Genomic DNA, 19,474 nt, shown 5'->3' with positions numbered 1-19,474 from the left:
AGCCGGAAGCTCCGGTTGCCGTGCTCGTCGTAGCCGTATTACCAGCTGCTACCGTCAGCAAAATATTTAAGGGTCTGGTTTACTGTTGATTTTTCCCGGAAATACAGCCCGCAGTATCAATGCGGAATATGGAATTATTGTTGAACGTTGCTTATAATAAATAATGACATGCACAATTTATAATTGAAGAAAAATATGGAAAAAAACACCGTCTCTTTAACACCAACAAAGGAAATCAGAGCATATTATACTGATGATTTCATTCGGGTTTATCAGGCATTTTCTGATGAAATAGCAGAAAGCGCTCTTGAGAATAAAACTTTCGTATCTCCTCCTTTCAGTATGAGCAGAATGACATGGATTAAACCTTCCTTTTTATGGATGATGTATCGTTCAGGATGGGCAAAAAAAGACTCAAAACAAAAAAGAATCTTAGCAATTGATATAAGCCACACAGGATTCCGGGAAATACTAAAAAGCGGAGTACTTAGCAGTCATGGCGAGTTTCATCATAACAGCTTAGACAACTGGCGCGTAGATATTAAAAAATCCGATGTAATAATACAATGGGATCCAGAAAGGGATATATATCTAAATAAGCTAAACTATCGCACCATACAAATAGGATTACGTAATCAAGCTGTTGAGGATTACTGTAGGAAATGGATCATTGATATCAAAGATGCAACCCCACTAGCTCACAGAATACATGAACTGGTTATCACCAATGATATTAATGATGCCAGAAAATTACTACCTGCAGAAAAGATATATACCCCATGAATATCTAATAATACTCATCACCATCTGCCTGGGTAAATATCAGCCCAGGCGATATGAATGTTTAGTCAAATAATCCAAGCTTAGTTAGCTGTTTCTTTGCGCTATTACTTATAGATTGATTTTTTATATTATAGAGTAACTTGAGTTTTTCCACTGCATCAGGATTGTTTATTTGAGCAAGCCCCCTTATACAATTGTCTGCCAGTATAAAATCCTCATCGTACTCAAGGTAGTCTAGATGTAATAATGCTGCTTTATATAAAGATTCAACACTTGTTTCGCTTTTATAAATCTGTAGTAGCCTCGCTAATTCTTCATGTTTTTGGTGCCAGTCAGAAACAATTAAATCATTTAACAAATCAATACATACAAATTCAAATTTTATAACCGCCGCCAAATATAACAACAAATCAACATACTGGCCATCTTTTAAATCATAAGCCAAGCGTAACTCTTTGCAGATATCAATATCACCATATTCCGCATTGAAAGATTTACTAAACTCGAAATAATCCATATCCTTTTTCATTAAGGAGATGATTAGTTTTTTTCTTTCATTTAACATACACATTTAATTTACCCTCTCAAAATTGTAAATTCCTTCATTAAATATATCTAATGCTTTTCCTTTACCCAAACCAATATTTATCTGGTCGCCCTCTGCCTTAAAGAATGCATTTAAGTCTTTCCATCCCTTACTAACGTCAGGCATGTCAGGATAAGTTAGCTTTGTCAAGATAGAACAATCTTTCACACCAATACCTTTTAATTGTTCTAGAGCAGCTGTTTTTAAATGGAATCGTACTAAGACACCTTCATAATTTTCAGAAAACGCTCTTCTTGGCGAAATAAATGTTTCTGAAGTAGTTCTTAATTTCCCTGTTGCGCGTAAATACTCATAGTCCTCATGACTCATCGAGCGATAAAATTTTGTAGTACCACAAAGCGCCAGCTTTCGCGGTTCGGGTTCACCAGCGTCGTCAGGCGGCCCAGGCGGTCATACTGCAGGCGCGTCAGATGGCCCGCCGGGTCGGCGGCGCTCACCACCTGCCCGCGCGCGTTGCGCGTGACTTTGCGCTCGCGCAGCCCGTCATCGTCCTGCCCGCACAGCAGCCCGGCATTGTCATATTCGTAGTGCGTCTCGCGGCCGTCCGCCCGTCGCCAGGTCTGCAGACGCCCCGCCGCGCTCAGCGTCCAGCGGTCGGTATTGCCTTCGGCGTCGCCCGCGCTCAGCGGCCGCCCCGCCGCGTCGTACAGCCGGTGGCTCTGGTTGCCCGAGCAGTCCTCGTCGCGCACCAGCTGCCCGCGCTCGTTCCACCAGAAACGGTGCGTGTTCTCCAGCGCGTCCGTCTGCTTCACCAGGTCGCCCTGCTCGTTCCACTCAAAGCGCGTCACGCCGCCTTTGGGGTCAGTGAGCGAGACCACGTCGCCGCGCGCGTTGTACTCATGCAACGACGTATAGCAATTAGATGGGTGGATCTATCAGGTGGGGCAGGTAATGAAGAAGGTTAACAACCCTTGGGTTTAGTGGGCTAAGGATAAACCGGGAGACATAAACCTCCCGATATAGAATTACTCATAAACTTTTGCAGCCCTTAAAATATCAGCAATAAATGCCCAATTAACATTATCATCAGGGACTGGTAAGTTTTTGTTTAAATAATATCCATCCATGTCTTCTATCCAAGATGCCATCGCTTCAAAATATGAAGGTAAATCCTTATTTTCCCATTCACTTAAATTGCCTTTCGCATCTGAAGACAAGAACTCAATAAGTTCAATAAGATCTTGCCTGGTCTTTATTTCCTTAGAGCTCATAAAATATCACCCCAGTATTTTCTTTATTTTTTTACCCAAATTGAGGATGATTTAATTATCATCTTTTTTAATATCTCACACATTTGTTTAGAAAAACTCACCAGGCGAAACGCATTCAAACGGAATTTTATCAAGCTGACCAATTTAAATACAGATAATCTATGATGTTCTAGCACCCATATCTTTAAGCATCCCTTACGGTATGAGAATTTGGGTCATAAAAGCTATTAGACAAACTTTCAGATTACCACGTTAACAACAACGGCCTTTTTGACCTCATACTTAATCTATCAAACACAATCACGGCACTCTTCAACTAAGACATTAAAGATAAAAAGACACATACTAATTAATTTGCTTTTAATTAATCAGGGGCGCCCATGTCGCCCCTACGTCCTTATTTATAAACGCCTTTATCTTCTGCTTTTTCTATAAAAATATCTTGCAAGCTACCTTGTATTTCTTCATTTTTATAAGTAACGATAAAGTCATCTTCTATCCCATCTGGAAAGTGGGATCCATCAAACGTGCCAAAGATAACTGAAGCACTGTCAGCAATAGCCAGATCTATAAAAGCAAAAACAAATTCTTTCTCCTTTTCACTGAGTTTTGCAAGAGCATTCTTGGCACGAGAATATGTGTCATTATCATTATTCGCTGGCTTATCTAGAAGTTGCCTATAGCGTTTTGAATTCTCTTCAAGCAGCTCCCGAAATATTGAATCCACGACTTTCTGGTCAAGCTTCATATCTTCCTCACTTTCTTAGTTCAGGATACATTTTTTATTTAAATCAATAAGCTCTTGCAATTTAGCATTTGGTATGTCCGGATATACTCTCCTAAGCTCTCTAATATCTCTAGCAATTACATCACGAGCATTTGTAAAAGGAAGACCAGTTTTCTTGTTAATACTGCTACGCGATACGATGCCCACACCTTCTTTGGAGACTGTATGACCTACACGTGGTACTAATATAGCTGGAGCTGTCGCAGGATCATATCCTTCTATAAAATCCTTCATTATATTCTTCTGACCAACATGGTGTGAATCTAGGCCTAAATTTAACCCTTTGACAGCATTTTTATTTGCCTGATGAGAATTAACATCCCATTTTTCAGGTTTACATGCTTTCAACCCCCACGGATCAACCCACACCAGCGGATCACCCACATAGCTGTAGGTATTCAGCCCGCCTGCTAAACCAATCGGATCCATCTGCGTATAACGCCCGGCCACCGGGTCGTAATAGCGGAACAGGTTATAGTGCAGGCCACTTTCGCGGTCGAGATACTGGCCCTGGAAACGTAAATTCTGCGGCACCTGCCACTGCGGCACGCTGAGCTCGCGCTCCGTTTCACCCCAGGTACTGAACTGCCCGCGCCAGACGGTCTGGCCGTCAGCGTCGGTCACCCGCTCCGGCAGGCCGTTGAGTTCGGTGTGATACCAGTAAATTTCGCAGTCGTCGAAGACGCTGTCGATGCGCGCCAGCGGCTCGTAGCTTCCCTCTGTATAGACATACTGAACGTAGTGGTCGGGTTCCCTGTCGCTCTGCTCGCCCGCCAGTTGCAGCCCCTGCCAGTCGAAGCGGATGGTTTCCGGGTCTTTCTCACCGTAGCGCCACAGAATCTTGTGCGTCCTGCGCCCCAGCGGGTCGTAGCGGTATTCCACCCTGCGGAACTCGCTGTTCCCCTCAAAGCGAATCTCTTTTACGCGCTGCTCATCGTCATACGCAAAATGCTGAATAACGCCAGACTTGTCCCGCCGCTGAACAAGCCGCCCGAACCCGTCGTAATCGAGCTTCAGCCCGTCGAGACGCAGCAGCAGGTTGTGCCACACCGGGTTGCGGTGCTCTTCGGTGCGGTTGCCTGCGGCGTCCCAGAAGAAGCGCTCTTCCTTCTGCGGCTCGACGGCCTTTGTCACCTGGCCTGCCGCATCGTAGCCCCACAGGTACTGGCTGTACTTTTCGCCCGGCGTCGCAGGCGTCGCGTCGGTGTGTATCTGCTGGACTATCTGGTCGGTGCGGTCCCAGCGGTAGCGGCGTTCGAACACCAGTTCGCGGCGGGCGTCCAGCACCGTACGCTGCGTGACGCGCCCCACGGTGTCGTAACAGGTCTCCTGCGAGAGCACGCCCTGGCTGCGGGAGGTTTCCCGGTGCAGGCGGTCGCGGCCATACGCCGCCAGCGTGTGCGTCGCCCCGCCGTGGCGCAGCTGCATCTCCAGCAGGTGCCCGGTGCCGTAGCGAAGGCTGGCCAGCTCGCGGCCGTCCGGGTACCGCGTGCTGCTGAGGTTGCCGAGCGCGTCGTACTCGTACTCAAATTTCCCGCCGTGGTTCTCCTCGCTTACCAGCTCGCCCGCGGCATTGCGGGTGAAGATGAGCACGGCGTCCCACTCGGGTTCGCGCTCTTCCAGCAGTGCGGTGCGCCATTCGGCGCGGGTGGCGCGGCGGATTTCCAGCGACAGCGTGTCGTGACGGTACTCGGTGCGGTGGTCGGCGGTTTCCCGCGCGGTCAGGCGCCCCAGCACGTCATACTCAAACGCGGTGACCAGCGGCGCCTCCTGGCTGCCCGGCAGCGGATGGCGAATCACCTCCGTCACCTGGCCCAGCGCGTCGTGGCGGTACTCCGTCAGGCGGCCCGCGTAGTCGCGCTGGCCCGTCAGCCGCCCCGTGGCGTCATACTCAAAGCGCCAGCTTTCGCGGTTCGGGTTCACCAGCGTCGTCAGGCGGCCCAGGCGGTCGTAGCGCAGGTGCGTGAGATGGCCCGCCGGGTCGGCGGCGCTCACCACCTGCCCGCGCGCGTTGCGCGTGACTTTACGCTCCCGCAGCCCGTCGTCGTCCTGCCCGCACAGCAGCCCGGCGCTGTCATATTCGTAGTGCGTCTCGCGGCCGTCCGCCCGCCGCCAGGTCTGCAGACGCCCCGCTGCGGTGAGCGTCCAGCGGTCGGTGTTGCCTTCAGCGTCGCCCGCGCTCAGCGGTCGCCCCGCCGCGTCGTACAGCCGGTGGCTCTGGTTGCCGGAGCAGTCCTCGTCGCGCACCAGCTGCCCGCGCTCGTTCCACCAGAAACGGTGCGTGTTCTCCAGCGCGTCCGTCTGCTTAACGAGGTCGCCCTGCTCGTTCCACTCAAAGCGCGTCACGCCGCCTTTGGGGTCAGTGAGCGAGACCACGTCGCCGCGCGCGTTGTACTCATACTGCCAGGTGCCGCCGTCCGGCAGCACCTCCTTCAGCGGGAACGCGAACACCGGGTGCCAGGTGGTAAACGTGCTGTTGCCGAGCGGGTCGCGCACTTGCGTCAGGTTGCCGTGCTCGTCGTAGCCGTATTCCCAGCGGCTGCCGTCCGGCGTGGTGGCCGCCTTCAGCAGTTCGGCGTAGTCCGCCCACTCGTAGCGCCACACGCCGACCCTATTGAATAGTTACGCAATATAATAACCAATGTTGTTAAAGCTAATCTTTATTAAAAGCATAATGTTATTTTCAGTGTCATTAAATGCCAAAAAAGATGGAGGCATTTATAATGCAGCCACACTGTACTTTATATTTAATCTTTCTTAAATCACATTAAAATTAATATATGCATCTAGCAAATAGGCGGGAGTCATAGCCCGCCAGGATAATTTACAAAGCCCTTTCTAATTAAATATTTTTTAATCCAATTCGTTTTCTGACATCAAAGAATTAATAAATCCATCAAATGTAGGTGAAAGCTTTCGCTGTAAATTCTTATGATTCTCTTCCAATGAAACCTCATCATCGAAAGCGTCAACAGCATAAAAAACCACACTATCGTCGTTTTTATTTATACAAAAAAAGTTACCGCCCCAGTCATTACCAAAAGGAATAAGATTGTTAGGTATAACCTGGCGAGAGATCATCATGTTATAACACCCATTTATAGTTGATGAGACATTTTCGCCTTCAGACACAGCAGTACTAATAGCTTTAAAGACCGCTATTTCTATAGGCTCAAACTCGTCCTCACTATCCCACCAGCTTTTTTCAGGGACTCCACCATTATATTTTAAATAATGATTAACAAAACCATCAGGAAATTTATAAGCAACCTGAGCCTCTAATTTTTCGATATCAGCATAATCAATGCTGGATTCGCAATTATGAAACTTATTACCCATCTATTGCCCCCTATAAACGACAACTAACACGAAGAGATTTTGGTATCCGGCCTCTCAGCCAACCTTTAGAATGCGATACTATAATCGCCTCTTGACTACCGTATTTAACTCCGAAGTGTTTCTCAAACTGGGAGACTGATCCTTTATGCGGGAAAGTGGCCTCATGAGCAGATGTTTTTACTAACTGCATAGTTGTTTTACCCGTACTCGGGTCAAAATCATCTACATGGTGCCATGTATACCCATGAGCTTCTGCTTTGGTTATACCTGCTTGTTTATAAGCCTCCGTAAAATCTCTATCTCTTGAGCCTTGCATAGTGATTTCTACGATATTTTTTTTACCAGGACTTTTTGGAAAAAGATCAGGACTTCCAGAAAAATCTACGCCTTGCAAGGCTAACCCAAGCGGATCAATCCATGTTAATGGGTCCGGCACATATCCATAAGTATTAATCCCTCCAAGAAGACCTATCGGGTCCATCTGGGTGTAACGTCCGGCCACCGGGTCGTAATAGCGGAACAGGTTGTAGTGCAGGCCGCTTTCGCGGTCGAGGTACTGGCCCTGGAAGCGTAAGTTCTGCGGCACCTGCCACTGCGGCACGCTGAGCTCGCGCTCTGTCTTGCCCCAGGTGCTGAACTGTCCGCGCCAGACGGTCTGGCCGTCGGCGTCCGTCACCCGCTCCGGCAGGCCGTTGAGTTCGGTGTGGTACCAGTAAATCTCGCAGTCGTCGAAGACGCTGTCGACGCGCGCCAGCGGCTCGTAGCTTCCCTCTGTATAGACATACTGAACGTAGTGGTCGGGTTCCCTGGCGCTCTGTTCACCGGCGAGCTGTAACCCCTGCCAGTCGAAACGGATGGTTTCCGGGTCTTTCTCACCGTAACGCCACAGAATCTTATGCGTCCTGCGCCCCAGCGGGTCGTACCGGTATTCCACCCTGCGGAACTCGCTGTTCCCCTCAAAGCGAATCTCTTTTACGCGCTGCTCATCGTCATACGCAAAATGCTGAATAACGCCAGACTTGTCCCGCCGCTGAACAAGCCGCCCGAACCCGTCGTAATCGAGCTTCAGCCCGTCGAGACGCAGCAGCAGGTTGTGCCACACCGGGTTGCGGTGCTCTTCGGTGCGGTTGCCTGCGGCGTCCCAGAAGAAGCGCTCTTCCTTCTGCGGCTCGACGGCCTTTGTCACCTGACCTGCGGCGTCGTAGCCCCACAGGTACTGGCTGTACTTCTCCCCCGGTGTCGCGGGCGTCGCGTCGGTGTGTATCTGCTGGACTATCTGGTCGGTGCGGTCCCAGCGGTAGCGGCGCCCGAACACCAGCTCCCGGCGGGCATCCAGCACCGTGCGCTGGGTGACGCGCCCCACGGTGTCGTAGTGCGTCTCCTGCGAGCGCGCGCCCTGGCTGCGGGAAATTTCCCGGTGCAGGCGGTCGCGGCCATACGCCGCCAGCGTGTGCGTCGCCCCGCCGTGGCGCAGCTGCATCTCCAGCAGGTGCCCGGTGCCGTAGCGAAGGCTTGCCAGCTCGCGCCCGTCCGGGAACCGCGTGCTGCTGAGGTTGCCGAGCGCGTCGTACTCATATTCAAATTTCCCGCCGTGGTTCTCCTCGCTCACCAGCTCGCCGGCCGCGTTGCGGGTGAAGATGAGTACGGCGTCCCACTCAGGCTCCCGCTCTTCCAGCAGCGCATTGCGCCACTCGGCGCGGGTGGCGCGGCGGATTTCCAGCGACAGCGTGTCGTGGCGGTATTCGGTGCGGTGGATGGCAAAGGGGATTAAGGAAGCTGTTAGAAATAAGTAGCGTAATATCCGAAAAATAAAAAAGCCGGCAAGATTTAATATTGTTTACCGGCTTTATTTAAAATCAAAAATCAAGGAAGTTATCGTTTTCAGAGTAAAAGTTCAACGCTTTGACAAAATCATCAAGTGTGGCTGATGGTTTTTGTTCAACAACTGAATCAATAACGTCTGCAAATTGTTCGCCTGAATATAAATAATGTAGTTTTTTGTTCCTTACTATTTCAGGATATATTTCTTTATCGTTATCATCGACATCAGGATAATCTGCAATATAATAATCCCCATTAGCGTTTAAGCGCTCGTCTGATTCACCATACAAACAAAAATCATCGTTACGTGAGTCCGTTATTTTCATGTGTGAAATAATATCGGGCAAACTATATTTACTATCTTTATTCAACATATTTCATCTCCTCAAAGCATATGTATTATTTACAAGGTCTTCCTGTAGCCCCATCAAGTTTTCCTTGACGTCCCGGTTCACCGCCCCCCCAAATATCCCTGCCACCATTTCCTGTCGGATGGTACAATGCGTGATTAGATTTATGATCTAATCTATCAACCAGAACAAGTCTATTTAAATCCTCATGATGATGCCATGTAAATCCTGCTGGGCTTCTACTTTTACTACCATTTTTCAGCCAATTAGCTAATTCAGGGTGGCGACCTAACAAATCACGTCTAAATGTAGGATCATTATTCATACGATTGATTAAAGCATCATTAGCTCTTTTAAATTGAACAGCATCACTTGAATATCTATTTGACGGATCAATTTGATGATCAAAGAATATCTTGTAGTTACCATTATTAGGTCTATTTGCTAACCCCAACGGATCCACCCACGTCAGCGGATCACCCACATAGCTGTAGGTATTAATCCCGCCCGCTAACCCAATCGGATCCATCTGCGTGTAGCGCCCGGCCACCGGGTCGTAATAGCGGAACAGGTTGTAGTGCAGGCCGCTTTCGCGGTCGAGGTACTGTCCCTGGAAGCGTAAGTTCTGCGGCACCTGCCACTGCGGCACGCTGAGCTCGCGCTCCGTTTCACCCCAGGTACTGAACTGCCCGCGCCAGACGGTCTGGCCGTCAGCGTCGGTCACCCGCTCCGGCAGGCCGTTGAGTTCGGTGTGATACCAGTAAATTTCGCAGTCGTCGAAGACGCTGTCGATGCGCGCCAGCGGCTCGTAGCTTCCCTCTGTATAGACATACTGAACGTAGTGGTCCGGCTCACGGTCGCTCTGCTCGCCCGCCAGTTGCAGTCCCTGCCAGTCGAAGCGGATGGTTTCCGGGTCTTTCTCACCGTAGCGCCACAGAATCTTGTGCGTTCTGCGCCCCAGCGGGTCGTACCGGTATTCCACTCTGCGGAACTCGCTGTTCCCCTCAAAGCGAATTTCTTTTACGCGCTGCTCATCGTCATACGTGAAATGCTGAATAACACCGGATTTATCCCGCCGCTGAACAAGCCGCCCGAACCCGTCGTAATCGAGCTTCAGCCCGTCGAGACGCAGCAGCAGGTTGTGCCACACCGGGTTGCGGTGCTCTTCGGTGCGGTTGCCTGCCGCGTCCCGGAAGAAGCGCTCTTCTTTCTGTGGCTCGACGGCTTTGGTGACCTGGCCCGCCGCGTCGTAGCCCCACAGGTACTGGCTGTATTTCTCGCCGGGTGTGGCAGGGGTTGAGTCAGTGTGTATCTGCTGGACTATCTGGTCGGTGCGGTCCCAGCGGTAGCGGCGTTCGAACACCAGCTTCCGGCGGGCGTCCAGCACCGTACGCTGCGTGACGCGCCCCACGGTGTCGTAGTGCGTCTCCTGCGAGAGCACGCCCTGGCTGCGGGAAATTTCACGGTGCAGGCGGTCGCGGCCATACGCCGCCAGCGTGTGCGTCGCCCCGCCGTGGCGCAGCTGCATCTCCAGCAGGTGCCCGGTGCCGTAGCGAAGGCTGGCCAGCTCGCGCCCGTCCGGGAACCGCGTGCGGCTGAGGTTGCCGAGCGCGTCGTACTCGTACTCAAATTTCCCGCCGTGGTTCTCCTCGCTTACCAGCTCGCCTGCGGCGTTGCGCGGTAAAAATGAATTATTTTAAAATATTCCGCTATCCGAAATTAAATGAACGGGGACACATATTTTATGTCTAATCAAGGAACTAGCTCTTTGATTTTGATTTTAATTTTTTATATATTGATTGCTTTTGACCATTTAAATAGTCATAAACAACCTCAACTAATTCATCATTATTATATAAAAAATGAACATCCTTATGCTTATTATAATTGCCATCAATGATATTTGTTACTTCAATTTTTCTAAGGTTTTCTTTGTCATATGTGAAGTTCAAGATACTTTGACCTTTAGATGCAATATTAAATAACTTTTCAGGCAGTCCTTTTTTTAGCGGCAATACGCTATAGTTAACAGCTTTAAATGTCCCAATCCTTGTAAAATAATAACTTTCAATTATATCACCCGAATAAAATACAAACTGCCTACTAGTGACAATCCCCTTACCGTTCACTTTCTCAGAAATTATAATCCGGCCGTCATCGTCAAAAAAGCATTTATAATACCCATTGGTTTTTTCATGTGATTCTTTTATTTCTTTACCGGGTTTCCCTCCATAATATTGAATTTCATAAGGAAATAATGATAACACTGGTTTATCATAGTTTTTTTGAGAAGTTGCTTTGCCTGCAAGCAAATTATAGAACTCATCATTTACCTGATTAGAGTTAGCTCTTGTATTTTCAAATTTCAATTTCATTTCATCTAAAGTCATCATTAATCCACCTTTAAAATTCAAATGTGTTTTTCATAATCATGCTGCTAATGTTTTCTAATTCCGAAATAAAATCTTCAGCATTATCAATATTGATAAGTCTTTCATAAACATTTTGCTTATAAGTGTTTGTGTGGATTTTACTGTGCGCAGGCAAATCCGTACCAGACGCAGCTTTAACTTTCGAAGACGTTGGTAAAAAGACGCCATTATAATGATCGTTTATATCGAGACCAAAATCCTCCATTTTCTGCCTTAACGCAACCATTCGTGCGTCTGATGAATTAGACATCACAATATGATGCGCGCTGTTTTTAAAAGATGGTTCTCTGATTTCTTCACGGAGCATATTTTGTCGTAAAAGAACGGCGTCAGATCCACAACTCATCAACCCCAACGGATCCACCCACACCAGCGGATCACCTACGTAAGAATACGTATTCAGCCCGCCCGCTAACCCAATCGGGTCCATCTGGGTGTAACGCCCGGCCACCGGGTCGTAGTAGCGGAACAGGTTGTAGTGCAGGCCGCTTTCGCGGTCGAGGTACTGTCCCTGGAAGCGTAAGTTCTGCGGCACCTGCCACTGCGGCACGCTGAGTTCGCGCTCCGTTTTGCCCCAGGTGCTGAACTGTCCGCGCCAGACGGTCTGGCCGTCAGCGTCGGTCACCCGCTCCGGCAGGCCGTTGAGTTCGGTGTGATACCAGTAAATTTCGCAGTCGTCGAAGACGCTGTCGATGCGCGCCAGCGGCTCGTAGCTTCCCTCTGTATAGACATACTGAACGTAGTGGTCGGGTTCCCTGTCGCTCTGTTCACCGGCGAGCTGTAACCCCTGCCAGTCGAAACAAATGGTTTCTGGCTGCGGGTCGTTATAACGCCAGAGCACCTTATGCGTCCTGCGCCCCAGCGGGTCGTAGCGGTATTCCACCTTTCTTAATTCGGCATGACCGGTGAAGGTGATTTCCTTCACCCGCTGCTCATCGTCATACGCAAAATGCTGCACCACGCCGTTTTTATCCTGACGACGCGTGAGTCGCCCGAACCCGTCGTAGTCCAGCTTCAGTCCGTCGAGACGCAGCAGCAGGTTGTGCCACACCGGGTTGCGGTGCTCTTCGGTGCGGTTGCCCGCCGAATCCCAGAAGAAGCGCTCTTCTTTCTGCGGCTCGACGGCCTTTGTCACCTGCCCCGCGGCGTCGTAGCCCCACAGGTACTGGCTGTATTTCTCGCCCGGTGTCGCAGGCGTCGCGTCGGTGTGTATCTGCTGGACTATCTGGTCGGTGCGGTCCCAGCGGTAGCGGCGTTCGAACACCAGTTCGCGGCGGGCGTCCAGCACCGTACGCTGCGTGACGCGCCCCACGGTGTCGTAACAGGTCTCCTGCGAGAGCACGCCCTGGCTGCGGGAAATTTCACGGTGCAGGCGGTCGCGGCCATACGCCGCCAGCGTGTGCGTCGCCCCGCCGTGGCGCAGCTGCATCTCCAGCAGGTGACCGGTGCCGTAGCGCAGCGCCGCCAGCTCGCGGCCGTCCGGGAACCGCGTGCTGCTGAGGTTGCCGAGCGCGTCGTACTCATATTCAAATTTCCCGCCGTGGTTCTCCTCGCTTACCAGCTCGCCCGCGGCATTGCGGGTGAAGATGAGCACGGCGTCCCACTCGGGTTCGCGCTCTTCCAGCAGTGCGGTGCGCCATTCGGCGCGGGTGGCGCGGCGGATTTCCAGCGACAGCGTGTCGTGACGGTACTCGGTGCGGTGGTCGGCGGTTTCCCGCGCGGTCAGGCGCCCCAGCACGTCATACTCAAACGCGGTGACCAGCGGCGCCTCCTGGCTGCCCGGCAGCGGATGGCGAATCACCTCCGTCACCTGGCCCAGCGCGTCGTGGCGGTACTCCGTCAGGCGGCCCGCGTAGTCGCGCTGGCCCGTCAGCCGCCCCGTGGCGTCATACTCAAAGCGCCAGCTTTCGCGGTTCGGGTTAATCAGCGTCGTCAGGCGGCCCAGGCGGTCATACTGCAGGTGCGTCAGATGGCCCGCCGGGTCGGCGGCGCTCACCACCTGCCCGCGCGCGTTGCGCGTGACCTTGCGCTCGCGCAGCCCGTCGTCGTCCTGCCCGCACAGCAGTCCGGCATTGTCATATTCGTAGTGCGTCTCGCGGCCGTCCGCCCGTCGCCAGGTCTGCAGACGCCCCGCCGCGCTCAGCGTCCAGCGGTCGGTGTTGCCTTCGGCGTCGCCCGCGCTCAGCGGCCGCCCCGCCGCGTCGTACAGCCGGTGGCTCTCGTTGCCGGAGCAGTCCTCGTCGCGCACCAGCTGCCCGCGCTCGTTCCACCAGAAACGGTGCGTGTTCTCCAGCGCGTCCGTCTGCTTAACGAGGTCGCCCTGCTCGTTCCACTCAAAGCGCGTCACGCCGCCTTTCGGGTCGGTGAGCGAGACCACGTCGCCGCGCGCGTTGTACTCATACTGCCAGGTGCCGCCGTCCGGCAGCACCTCCTTCAGCGGGAACGCGAACACCGGGTGCCAGGTGGTAAACGTGCTGTTGCCGAGCGGGTCGCGCACTTGCGTCAGGTTGCCGTGCTCGTCGTAGCCGTATTCCCAGCGGCTGCCGTCCGGCGTGGTGGCCGCCTTCAGCAGTTCGGCGTAGTCCGCCCACTCGTAGCGCCACACGCCGCCGTTGCGGTCGGTGAACTCGGTGATGCGGTAGAGGAAATCCCAGCAGTGGCGCGTTGAGAAGCCCGCGTCGCAGCTCACCGTCGCGCAGCGTTTCGCCTCGTCGGCGTCGATGCGCCAGCGCTCCAGCACGTTATCCTGGTCATCCAGCACCTGATAACTGCACACGCGCCAGTTGGGCGCATCGGCGGCGGGCTGCCACTGATAATGCACGCTGAGGTTAGTGGAGTAGCTGTGCCAGCCCATCATGTCGCTGGCGCGGTCCCAGCCGAAGCGGCGCGTGACGATACCGTCGGCGTCGGTCACGTCGGTTAGCTGGCCGTGTTCGTTATAGCCGTAAGTCACCAGCAGGCGGCGCTCGCCCGCGCAAACCTGATGCACACTGGCGAGACGGCCATTCGTGGTCTCATAGGCAAGCTCGACATCCAGCGCCTCGTTGTCGCTGGAAATCCGCACCAGCCTGCCGTGCTCGTCCCAGCTGTAGTACTGGCAGTTCTCATGACGATCGTAGATGCGAAACAGTCGCCATTCGCCGGGGTTCGTCGGGTCTGGCTCGTAGACATGGTATTCGCCGTTCGCCATCTGGAGCATCAGCGTACCGGTCACGGTGTAATAGAGCGTGATACCGTCTTCGAGATAATCCACCACGTCGCCGGGGTTCAGCTCGCCAAAGCCCAGATCGCGGCCCGACATATCGCGCCAGATAAACGTATTGTCCTCAAGGCGGAAGAAGCGGGTCTCAAACGGCAGCAGCCAGCCAGTGCCGAGCATACCGGTCGCGAGATTACGGCTGTTGTAGATGCGCTGCCAGATGAGCGGAATACGGTCTTCCAGCGTGAAATCACGGTCTTCGCCGCCCGCGAGGATTTTCGCGCCGCTGGCGATATCGACAGGGTGCTGCGTATGGCGCGCTTCACTGCCGACTTTCCCGGCCTGGATCAGCCCGAGCGTGGTTAATCCCATCGCGAGATCGGCGGCGAGCTGACAGCAAAACGCTTTGAGTATCTGGCGGCTGAAAATCGTCTTCAGTAAGCCTGCGCTGAGGTTGCGAATAATTCCCGGCCCGAGGCTGCCGATGGCGTTACCAATAAGCCGCGCCCAGAAATTTTTACCGCTGCGGATATCGCGCACCACAATGCTCTCGCCGCCGATGCGCACGCGCGTGTTCTCTTTAACTTTTATCTTTGCTTCGCAGGTGCTGCGATCGCCGTCACGGCACGCGGGCTGACCGTTGATCAGCACTTTTTTCGAGCCTTCCGCCAGGAAGTTACCGCCGGTGACCGTATGGCCTTTGGTACACTCAACGGTATCCAGCGGCGCTTCTTTAGCAAAAGGGCTGGCCCCCGCCACGACCGGCTGGGTTAAGTTATCCCAGACGCTGCCCGCGAAATTTTTCACGCCCTGCCAGCCGCTGCTGGCAATCTCGTTGGCGCCCGCCGCCAGATTATCAAGCGGGTGCAGCGTAAACTGCGCCACTTCGAGAATGGTCACCGCCGTGTTTATCGCGAACGCTTTCGCCTTATCGGAAAAGCTCTCTTCCGGGATAGGCGTATTGAGATAATCATGATCGACCGTGCCCGCCGCACGGGCGGCAGGGAGATCCATGATATGAACATTGTGCGAGCCACTCGTGATAATGGCATCCGGCGGTCCACGCCAGCCGAAGAAATCCAGCACGGCATCGACACCCTGGCCGACCAGATCGCCTGCGTCTTCCGCGACGCCACTGCTGAAGACAACGGCAATCAATGCAACGCCCGCGAACGTGCCAAGCCCGGTCGTCATCATCGCCATACCCGCCGTTAAGGCGGCAAGACAGATGGCCCCTTCGACCGCACCGCTGACAACATCGGCGAGCAGAGAGCTGTGGATGAGCGGGTCCTGGTAACGGGCAGCTAACGGTTCGGACACGCTTATGCTCCTTCCCCAGGCGTAAACTCCAGACCCGCTTTAATGGATTCCCATAACGCCAGCGCATCTTCATCAAACGGCGCGGTGCGGCTCATGGCCATCACTAGCAGATGGTCATCCAGCATCGTGGTCGCCAGCTGTTCATGAACCGTCACGCCGTGGTTTTCAAAACGCAACGCGACTTCCTGCGCGGGCCGGCCACCGACCTGGGTGTCCTGCGCCTCACCGCCGGTAAACTTCTTCATGTCGCGTTTGATTTTGGCGACCTGGCTTTTCAGGTACGCCTCTTCGTCGCCAGGCTTCACGTCCCATGCGCGGGTCAGCACCAGCGACGCGCCCGCTTTCGGCAGTGACAATATTGTCATGCTGCGATCCTGTACGGCTTCCGGCAGCGTCAGCGTCCCTTCTGATAGCGTATATTTCACGTCGCTCATGCCTGCCCTTCTCCGTCGGATGTAAATGTTTTTGCCACTTCGTTCTGAATGTCAGCGGGTGTCGGCGCCACGTTTGTCGCTTTGTCCGGATCCTTGAGGTTCAGATCGAGCGTGCCGCCGGTGTTGATTTGCCCCGTATCGCTGGCGTTGATCGCAAATTTTGTACAGTAAAGGTTGACCTGGCCGTTCGAGCCCATCTCCAGCACGGAATCGCCCGTCACCAGACGGATGCCTGTTGCGGAAGAGATAGTCACCATCCCCTGGCCTTTAATGTCGTACTGGCCCCCGACCAGCTCGTTGCGGGTCATCTGAATCGCGTGCTCGTGTTTGCCTTCCACTTTGCCGGTGTAGTCCTGCTTGATGGCAAGTATTTGCGAGCCACCGACACTGTGGGTTTCATCTTTTTTCACTTTCGTATCAAGATTGCGCTCGGCCTGCAGCCACACCTGCTCGGCCCCGGCTTTATCCTCGAAGCGCAGGGCGTTGGCGTTATCCGGCGAGCCGTCCTTCGAGCGACTTAAAAAGCCCATCTGCGTCGCCGCTGCCGGCAGCGACCACGGCGGCATGCTCGCCTCGTTATACACGCGCCCGGTTATCAGCGGACGGTCCGGGTCGCCGTTGATGAAGTCCACCACCACCTCATCGCCCACGCGCGGTATCTGCACCCCGCCGAAGCCCTGGCCCGCCCAGGCGCTGGAGACACGCACCCAGCCGGAGCTGGTGTCATCGCCCTTCGCCAGCCGGTCCCAGTGGAACTTCACCTTCACCCGCCCGTATTTGTCGGTCCAGATACTCTCGCCCTGCGGGCCCACCACCCGCGCCGTCTGCGGGCCGTAGGTTCTGGGCCACGGCGTCTTCTGTGACGGGCGGTACGGCACGTCCGCCGGTATCACCTCAAAGCGCGTCTCGTGAATGGTGTTGCTGTCTGCGCCACTGGCGTAGCGGTTCTCCTCAAAGTGGTAATGGGCGACGGTGGTCAGGTACTCCCCGTTGTCGCCGAAGAACGGGGCGTTGCGCAGCACAAAGGTGTGCCCCGGCGCGATACCCAGCGCCGTCCCGCTGCCCTGCGTCTGGCGGTGCTCCACCTGCCACCGCTCCTGGCGGATGCGGGCGTAGAACTCACCGTGGCCGTGCTCCACAAAGCGGCCCGGCCAGTCGTAGACGTCGATGCTCCCCGGCTGCGGCGATTTCGGGTTCTGCCGTGCCTGGAACAGCCACGCGTTCGGCTTGCGGAAATCGTAGTCGTCGAGGCTGTAGATACCCGGCGTCACGCTGTCCTCCAGCGCCCACTGGCTGATGCCCTCTTCATCCGTGGTGCCGCCCGACGGCGTCACGTGGTACGGAATGGTCTCGTAGCCGGGGAACGGCTCGTACTGGCCCGGCGCGTCGGTGAGCACCAGGGTGTGGCGGTCCTGCTCGTGGCGGAAGTGATAGGTGATGCCCTCCAGCTCCAGCAGGCGGCTCATGAAGTCCAGACTGCTCTCCTGGTACTGCACGCAGTATTCCCACACCCGGTAACTGCCCGACAGCCGCTCCTCGACGTTCACCTGGCTCTCGCCCAGCAGCGTTTTCACTATCTGCGGCACCGTCTGGCCCTGGAAGATACGCAGGTTGCGGTCGCGCTGCATCGGCCACACGTCCGGCTCCACCGTCAGCTCATACGCCGCGTAGCGGGTGCCGGACATCTCCACGGCCGTCACCGCCACGCGCGTCACCTTGCCGTTGAGGTAGCGCGGCGTCATCAGCGCCTGCGTCGGGATGGTCACTGTCACCGGCTGGCCCAGCAGCGCGCTGCGCTCGGCGCGCGCGTCGGTGCCCAGCAGCGTCAGGGTGAATAAAAACGGCTCCGACAGCGCCTCGCGCCCGGAAAGTTTCCAGAAAAGCAGCCCCTCGACCGGGAGCTGAACGGTGATTCGGTTGAGCATAACTTCCATCCCTATGTGTATATGCGGTGCAAACCAGAGCCGGAGACATCCATCTGGCTATGCCCCGTAAATCACAGCACAGCAGCAAATGACGCATACTTTCACGCTTCCGGCCGCACAGCAGACACTCTGCCAGAAACACTTTGCAGTTTTAGTTAATTTCATATTGCAGGACTGAAATTTCATAATATGGCTACCGCCGGCGAAGCCTCAGCAGAGGTTAAGCCCTATCAGGAAATGTCAGGTAGCGAAGCGGCAATAAAGGCCATATACAAACAACGTGCGCGCGCGGTGTAAATATACCAATAAGTGACGCTTCGAAAAACCGCCATTATTCTGAATATACAGACTATTCTGATTCCAGTACGGGTAAGGATTGATAGCTGGCATAAATTCCGGGGAACAGCAGGCTGTTTTTATGGAGGACGTCACTAATAACGCGCTGAAATATTCATGAAGGAAAGAGGATTTTCTTTTACTGGCCGCGCTGAGAGGGCGCTTTTATATGAAAGGATAATATTTAGCTTAAGGGAACTACTAATAATGGTGGGTGGGTAAATAACGGATTATTTACCCTGGCGCCCGGAAGGTTTTTGCGTGGTTTGAGGTGCCTGCGCGGCGGCGGGCCAGGGGGGTTCAACGGCGAGCGCCGGGCCTTATGTCGTACCGGCCTCACGCTCAGACCGCACCGCACATTACTTATCCCGGCTGATAATGACGTCGTTTAAGCAATCGGGTGCTTTCGCGCTAAAGCTGAACGTTACAGCCTCGCCAGACGCACCGGCAGGGGTGGTGTAGCTGGTCACTTCGTTCTCCGAATGGCCGCGTGGCGTGTCGGTTATCGTCAATTCAGGGTGATGTTGTTTAACGTCATTGAGTGTCAGGCACGCCCCCTGCCAGTGCGAAATAAACAGCAGCGTTTTCTCCTGCGCATCTCTGCTCAGCCGTAATTGAATATCAGTAACCCTTCCCGCCGCAGTAAACGCGACATCCTCCGCCCGGTAAAAATTGATGAATTCGTTCTGCGAATCCAGCTGAAATTTTAAAGGCGCGCGGTTAAGCGTCGCGACCCTGGCATCCGCTAAGGATGAACGCATGGTGGTAATAAAATCCCACAGCGAACTCGGGCGCATATCAGCCAGGGCACTGGCAGAGCTCAACGCCACAAGGAGGGCGACGGCAGCGGTGATTTTATTTATTCCCATTATTACTCTGTATGTCTCACGGTGGCGCATCGCTGAATAGCCTGAACAGCGCGTCGTCATC

13 protein-coding genes and 4 pseudogenes are annotated in these 19,474 nt (G+C 53.9%); 1 reads left to right on the top strand and 16 read right to left on the bottom strand.

Annotation, left to right across the window (positions count from 1 at the left end; genetic code table 11):
- Positions 1–195 precede the first annotated feature (195 nt).
- On the top strand, positions 196–783 hold the full coding sequence (locus AFK62_RS00740; RefSeq protein WP_032984710.1) for a DUF4291 domain-containing protein: 588 nt from the start codon (positions 196–198) through the stop codon (positions 781–783).
- Positions 784–844: 61 nt separating this feature from the next.
- Here AFK62_RS00740 and AFK62_RS00735 read toward each other — a convergent pair whose 3' ends face one another.
- From AFK62_RS00735 to AFK62_RS00665, 16 genes and pseudogenes are all read right to left on the bottom strand, one after another.
- Positions 845–1,300 carry a hypothetical protein gene (locus AFK62_RS00735; protein ID WP_226991930.1) on the bottom strand — a complete coding sequence of 152 codons (456 nt, stop codon included), beginning with the start codon at positions 1,298–1,300 and terminating at the stop codon, positions 845–847.
- 54 nt (positions 1,301–1,354) lie between these two features.
- Positions 1,355–1,699 carry a hypothetical protein gene (locus AFK62_RS22000; RefSeq protein WP_193352478.1) on the bottom strand — a complete coding sequence of 115 codons (345 nt, stop codon included), beginning with the start codon at positions 1,697–1,699 and terminating at the stop codon, positions 1,355–1,357.
- A gap of 26 nt (positions 1,700–1,725) precedes the next feature.
- Positions 1,726–2,232, bottom strand: a pseudogene (locus AFK62_RS00725) (RHS repeat-associated core domain-containing protein); the annotation flags it as partial.
- 123 nt (positions 2,233–2,355) lie between these two features.
- The gene (locus tag AFK62_RS00720; protein WP_032984533.1) at positions 2,356–2,601 is read right to left on the bottom strand and encodes a DUF7660 family protein; all 246 of its coding nucleotides are present in this window, start codon (positions 2,599–2,601) and stop codon (positions 2,356–2,358) included.
- Between the two features lie 397 nt (positions 2,602–2,998).
- The gene (locus AFK62_RS00715) at positions 2,999–3,349 is read right to left on the bottom strand and encodes a hypothetical protein (RefSeq protein WP_032984532.1); all 351 of its coding nucleotides are present in this window, start codon (positions 3,347–3,349) and stop codon (positions 2,999–3,001) included.
- Between the two features lie 15 nt (positions 3,350–3,364).
- Positions 3,365–5,995, bottom strand: a pseudogene (locus tag AFK62_RS22660) (RHS repeat-associated core domain-containing protein); the annotation flags it as partial.
- 246 nt (positions 5,996–6,241) lie between these two features.
- Positions 6,242–6,727, bottom strand: a complete 486-nt coding sequence (locus AFK62_RS00705; protein ID WP_007664414.1) for an SMI1/KNR4 family protein — start codon at positions 6,725–6,727, stop codon at positions 6,242–6,244.
- 10 nt (positions 6,728–6,737) lie between these two features.
- Positions 6,738–6,971 (bottom strand): annotated as a pseudogene (locus AFK62_RS22740) (HNH endonuclease); the annotation flags it as partial.
- Positions 6,972–7,121: 150 nt separating this feature from the next.
- Positions 7,122–8,486, bottom strand: a pseudogene (locus AFK62_RS00700) (RHS repeat-associated core domain-containing protein); the annotation flags it as partial.
- Positions 8,487–8,583: 97 nt separating this feature from the next.
- Positions 8,584–8,922 carry a DUF7716 domain-containing protein gene (locus AFK62_RS00695; protein ID WP_007672023.1) on the bottom strand — a complete coding sequence of 113 codons (339 nt, stop codon included), beginning with the start codon at positions 8,920–8,922 and terminating at the stop codon, positions 8,584–8,586.
- Positions 8,923–8,947: 25 nt separating this feature from the next.
- Entirely contained in the window at positions 8,948–10,426 is a 1,479-nt protein-coding gene (locus tag AFK62_RS00690; RefSeq protein ID WP_407641339.1) for an RHS repeat-associated core domain-containing protein, read from the bottom strand.
- Between the two features lie 232 nt (positions 10,427–10,658).
- On the bottom strand, positions 10,659–11,291 hold the full coding sequence (locus AFK62_RS00685; protein ID WP_053531669.1) for a hypothetical protein: 633 nt from the start codon (positions 11,289–11,291) through the stop codon (positions 10,659–10,661).
- 10 nt (positions 11,292–11,301) lie between these two features.
- Positions 11,302–15,849 carry an RHS repeat-associated core domain-containing protein gene (locus tag AFK62_RS00680; protein ID WP_053531668.1) on the bottom strand — a complete coding sequence of 1,516 codons (4,548 nt, stop codon included), beginning with the start codon at positions 15,847–15,849 and terminating at the stop codon, positions 11,302–11,304.
- Between the two features lie 2 nt (positions 15,850–15,851).
- On the bottom strand, positions 15,852–16,283 hold the full coding sequence (locus AFK62_RS00675; RefSeq protein WP_007668176.1) for a DcrB-related protein: 432 nt from the start codon (positions 16,281–16,283) through the stop codon (positions 15,852–15,854).
- On the bottom strand, positions 16,280–18,208 hold the full coding sequence (locus AFK62_RS00670; protein ID WP_053531667.1) for a type VI secretion system Vgr family protein: 1,929 nt from the start codon (positions 18,206–18,208) through the stop codon (positions 16,280–16,282). Before AFK62_RS00670 ends, AFK62_RS00675 begins: the two co-directional genes overlap by 4 nt.
- Positions 18,209–18,903: 695 nt before the next feature.
- A complete protein-coding gene (locus AFK62_RS00665) occupies positions 18,904–19,443 on the bottom strand; it encodes a hypothetical protein (RefSeq protein WP_007675065.1) in 540 nt (179 codons plus the stop codon).
- Positions 19,444–19,474: the final 31 nt, after the last annotated feature.

The organism is Cronobacter condimenti 1330 (genome assembly GCF_001277255.1).
Classification (GTDB): Bacteria; Pseudomonadota; Gammaproteobacteria; order Enterobacterales; family Enterobacteriaceae; genus Cronobacter; species Cronobacter condimenti.
Note: the sequence above shows the minus strand (reverse complement) of the source record. Positions and strands in the feature narration are given on the sequence as shown.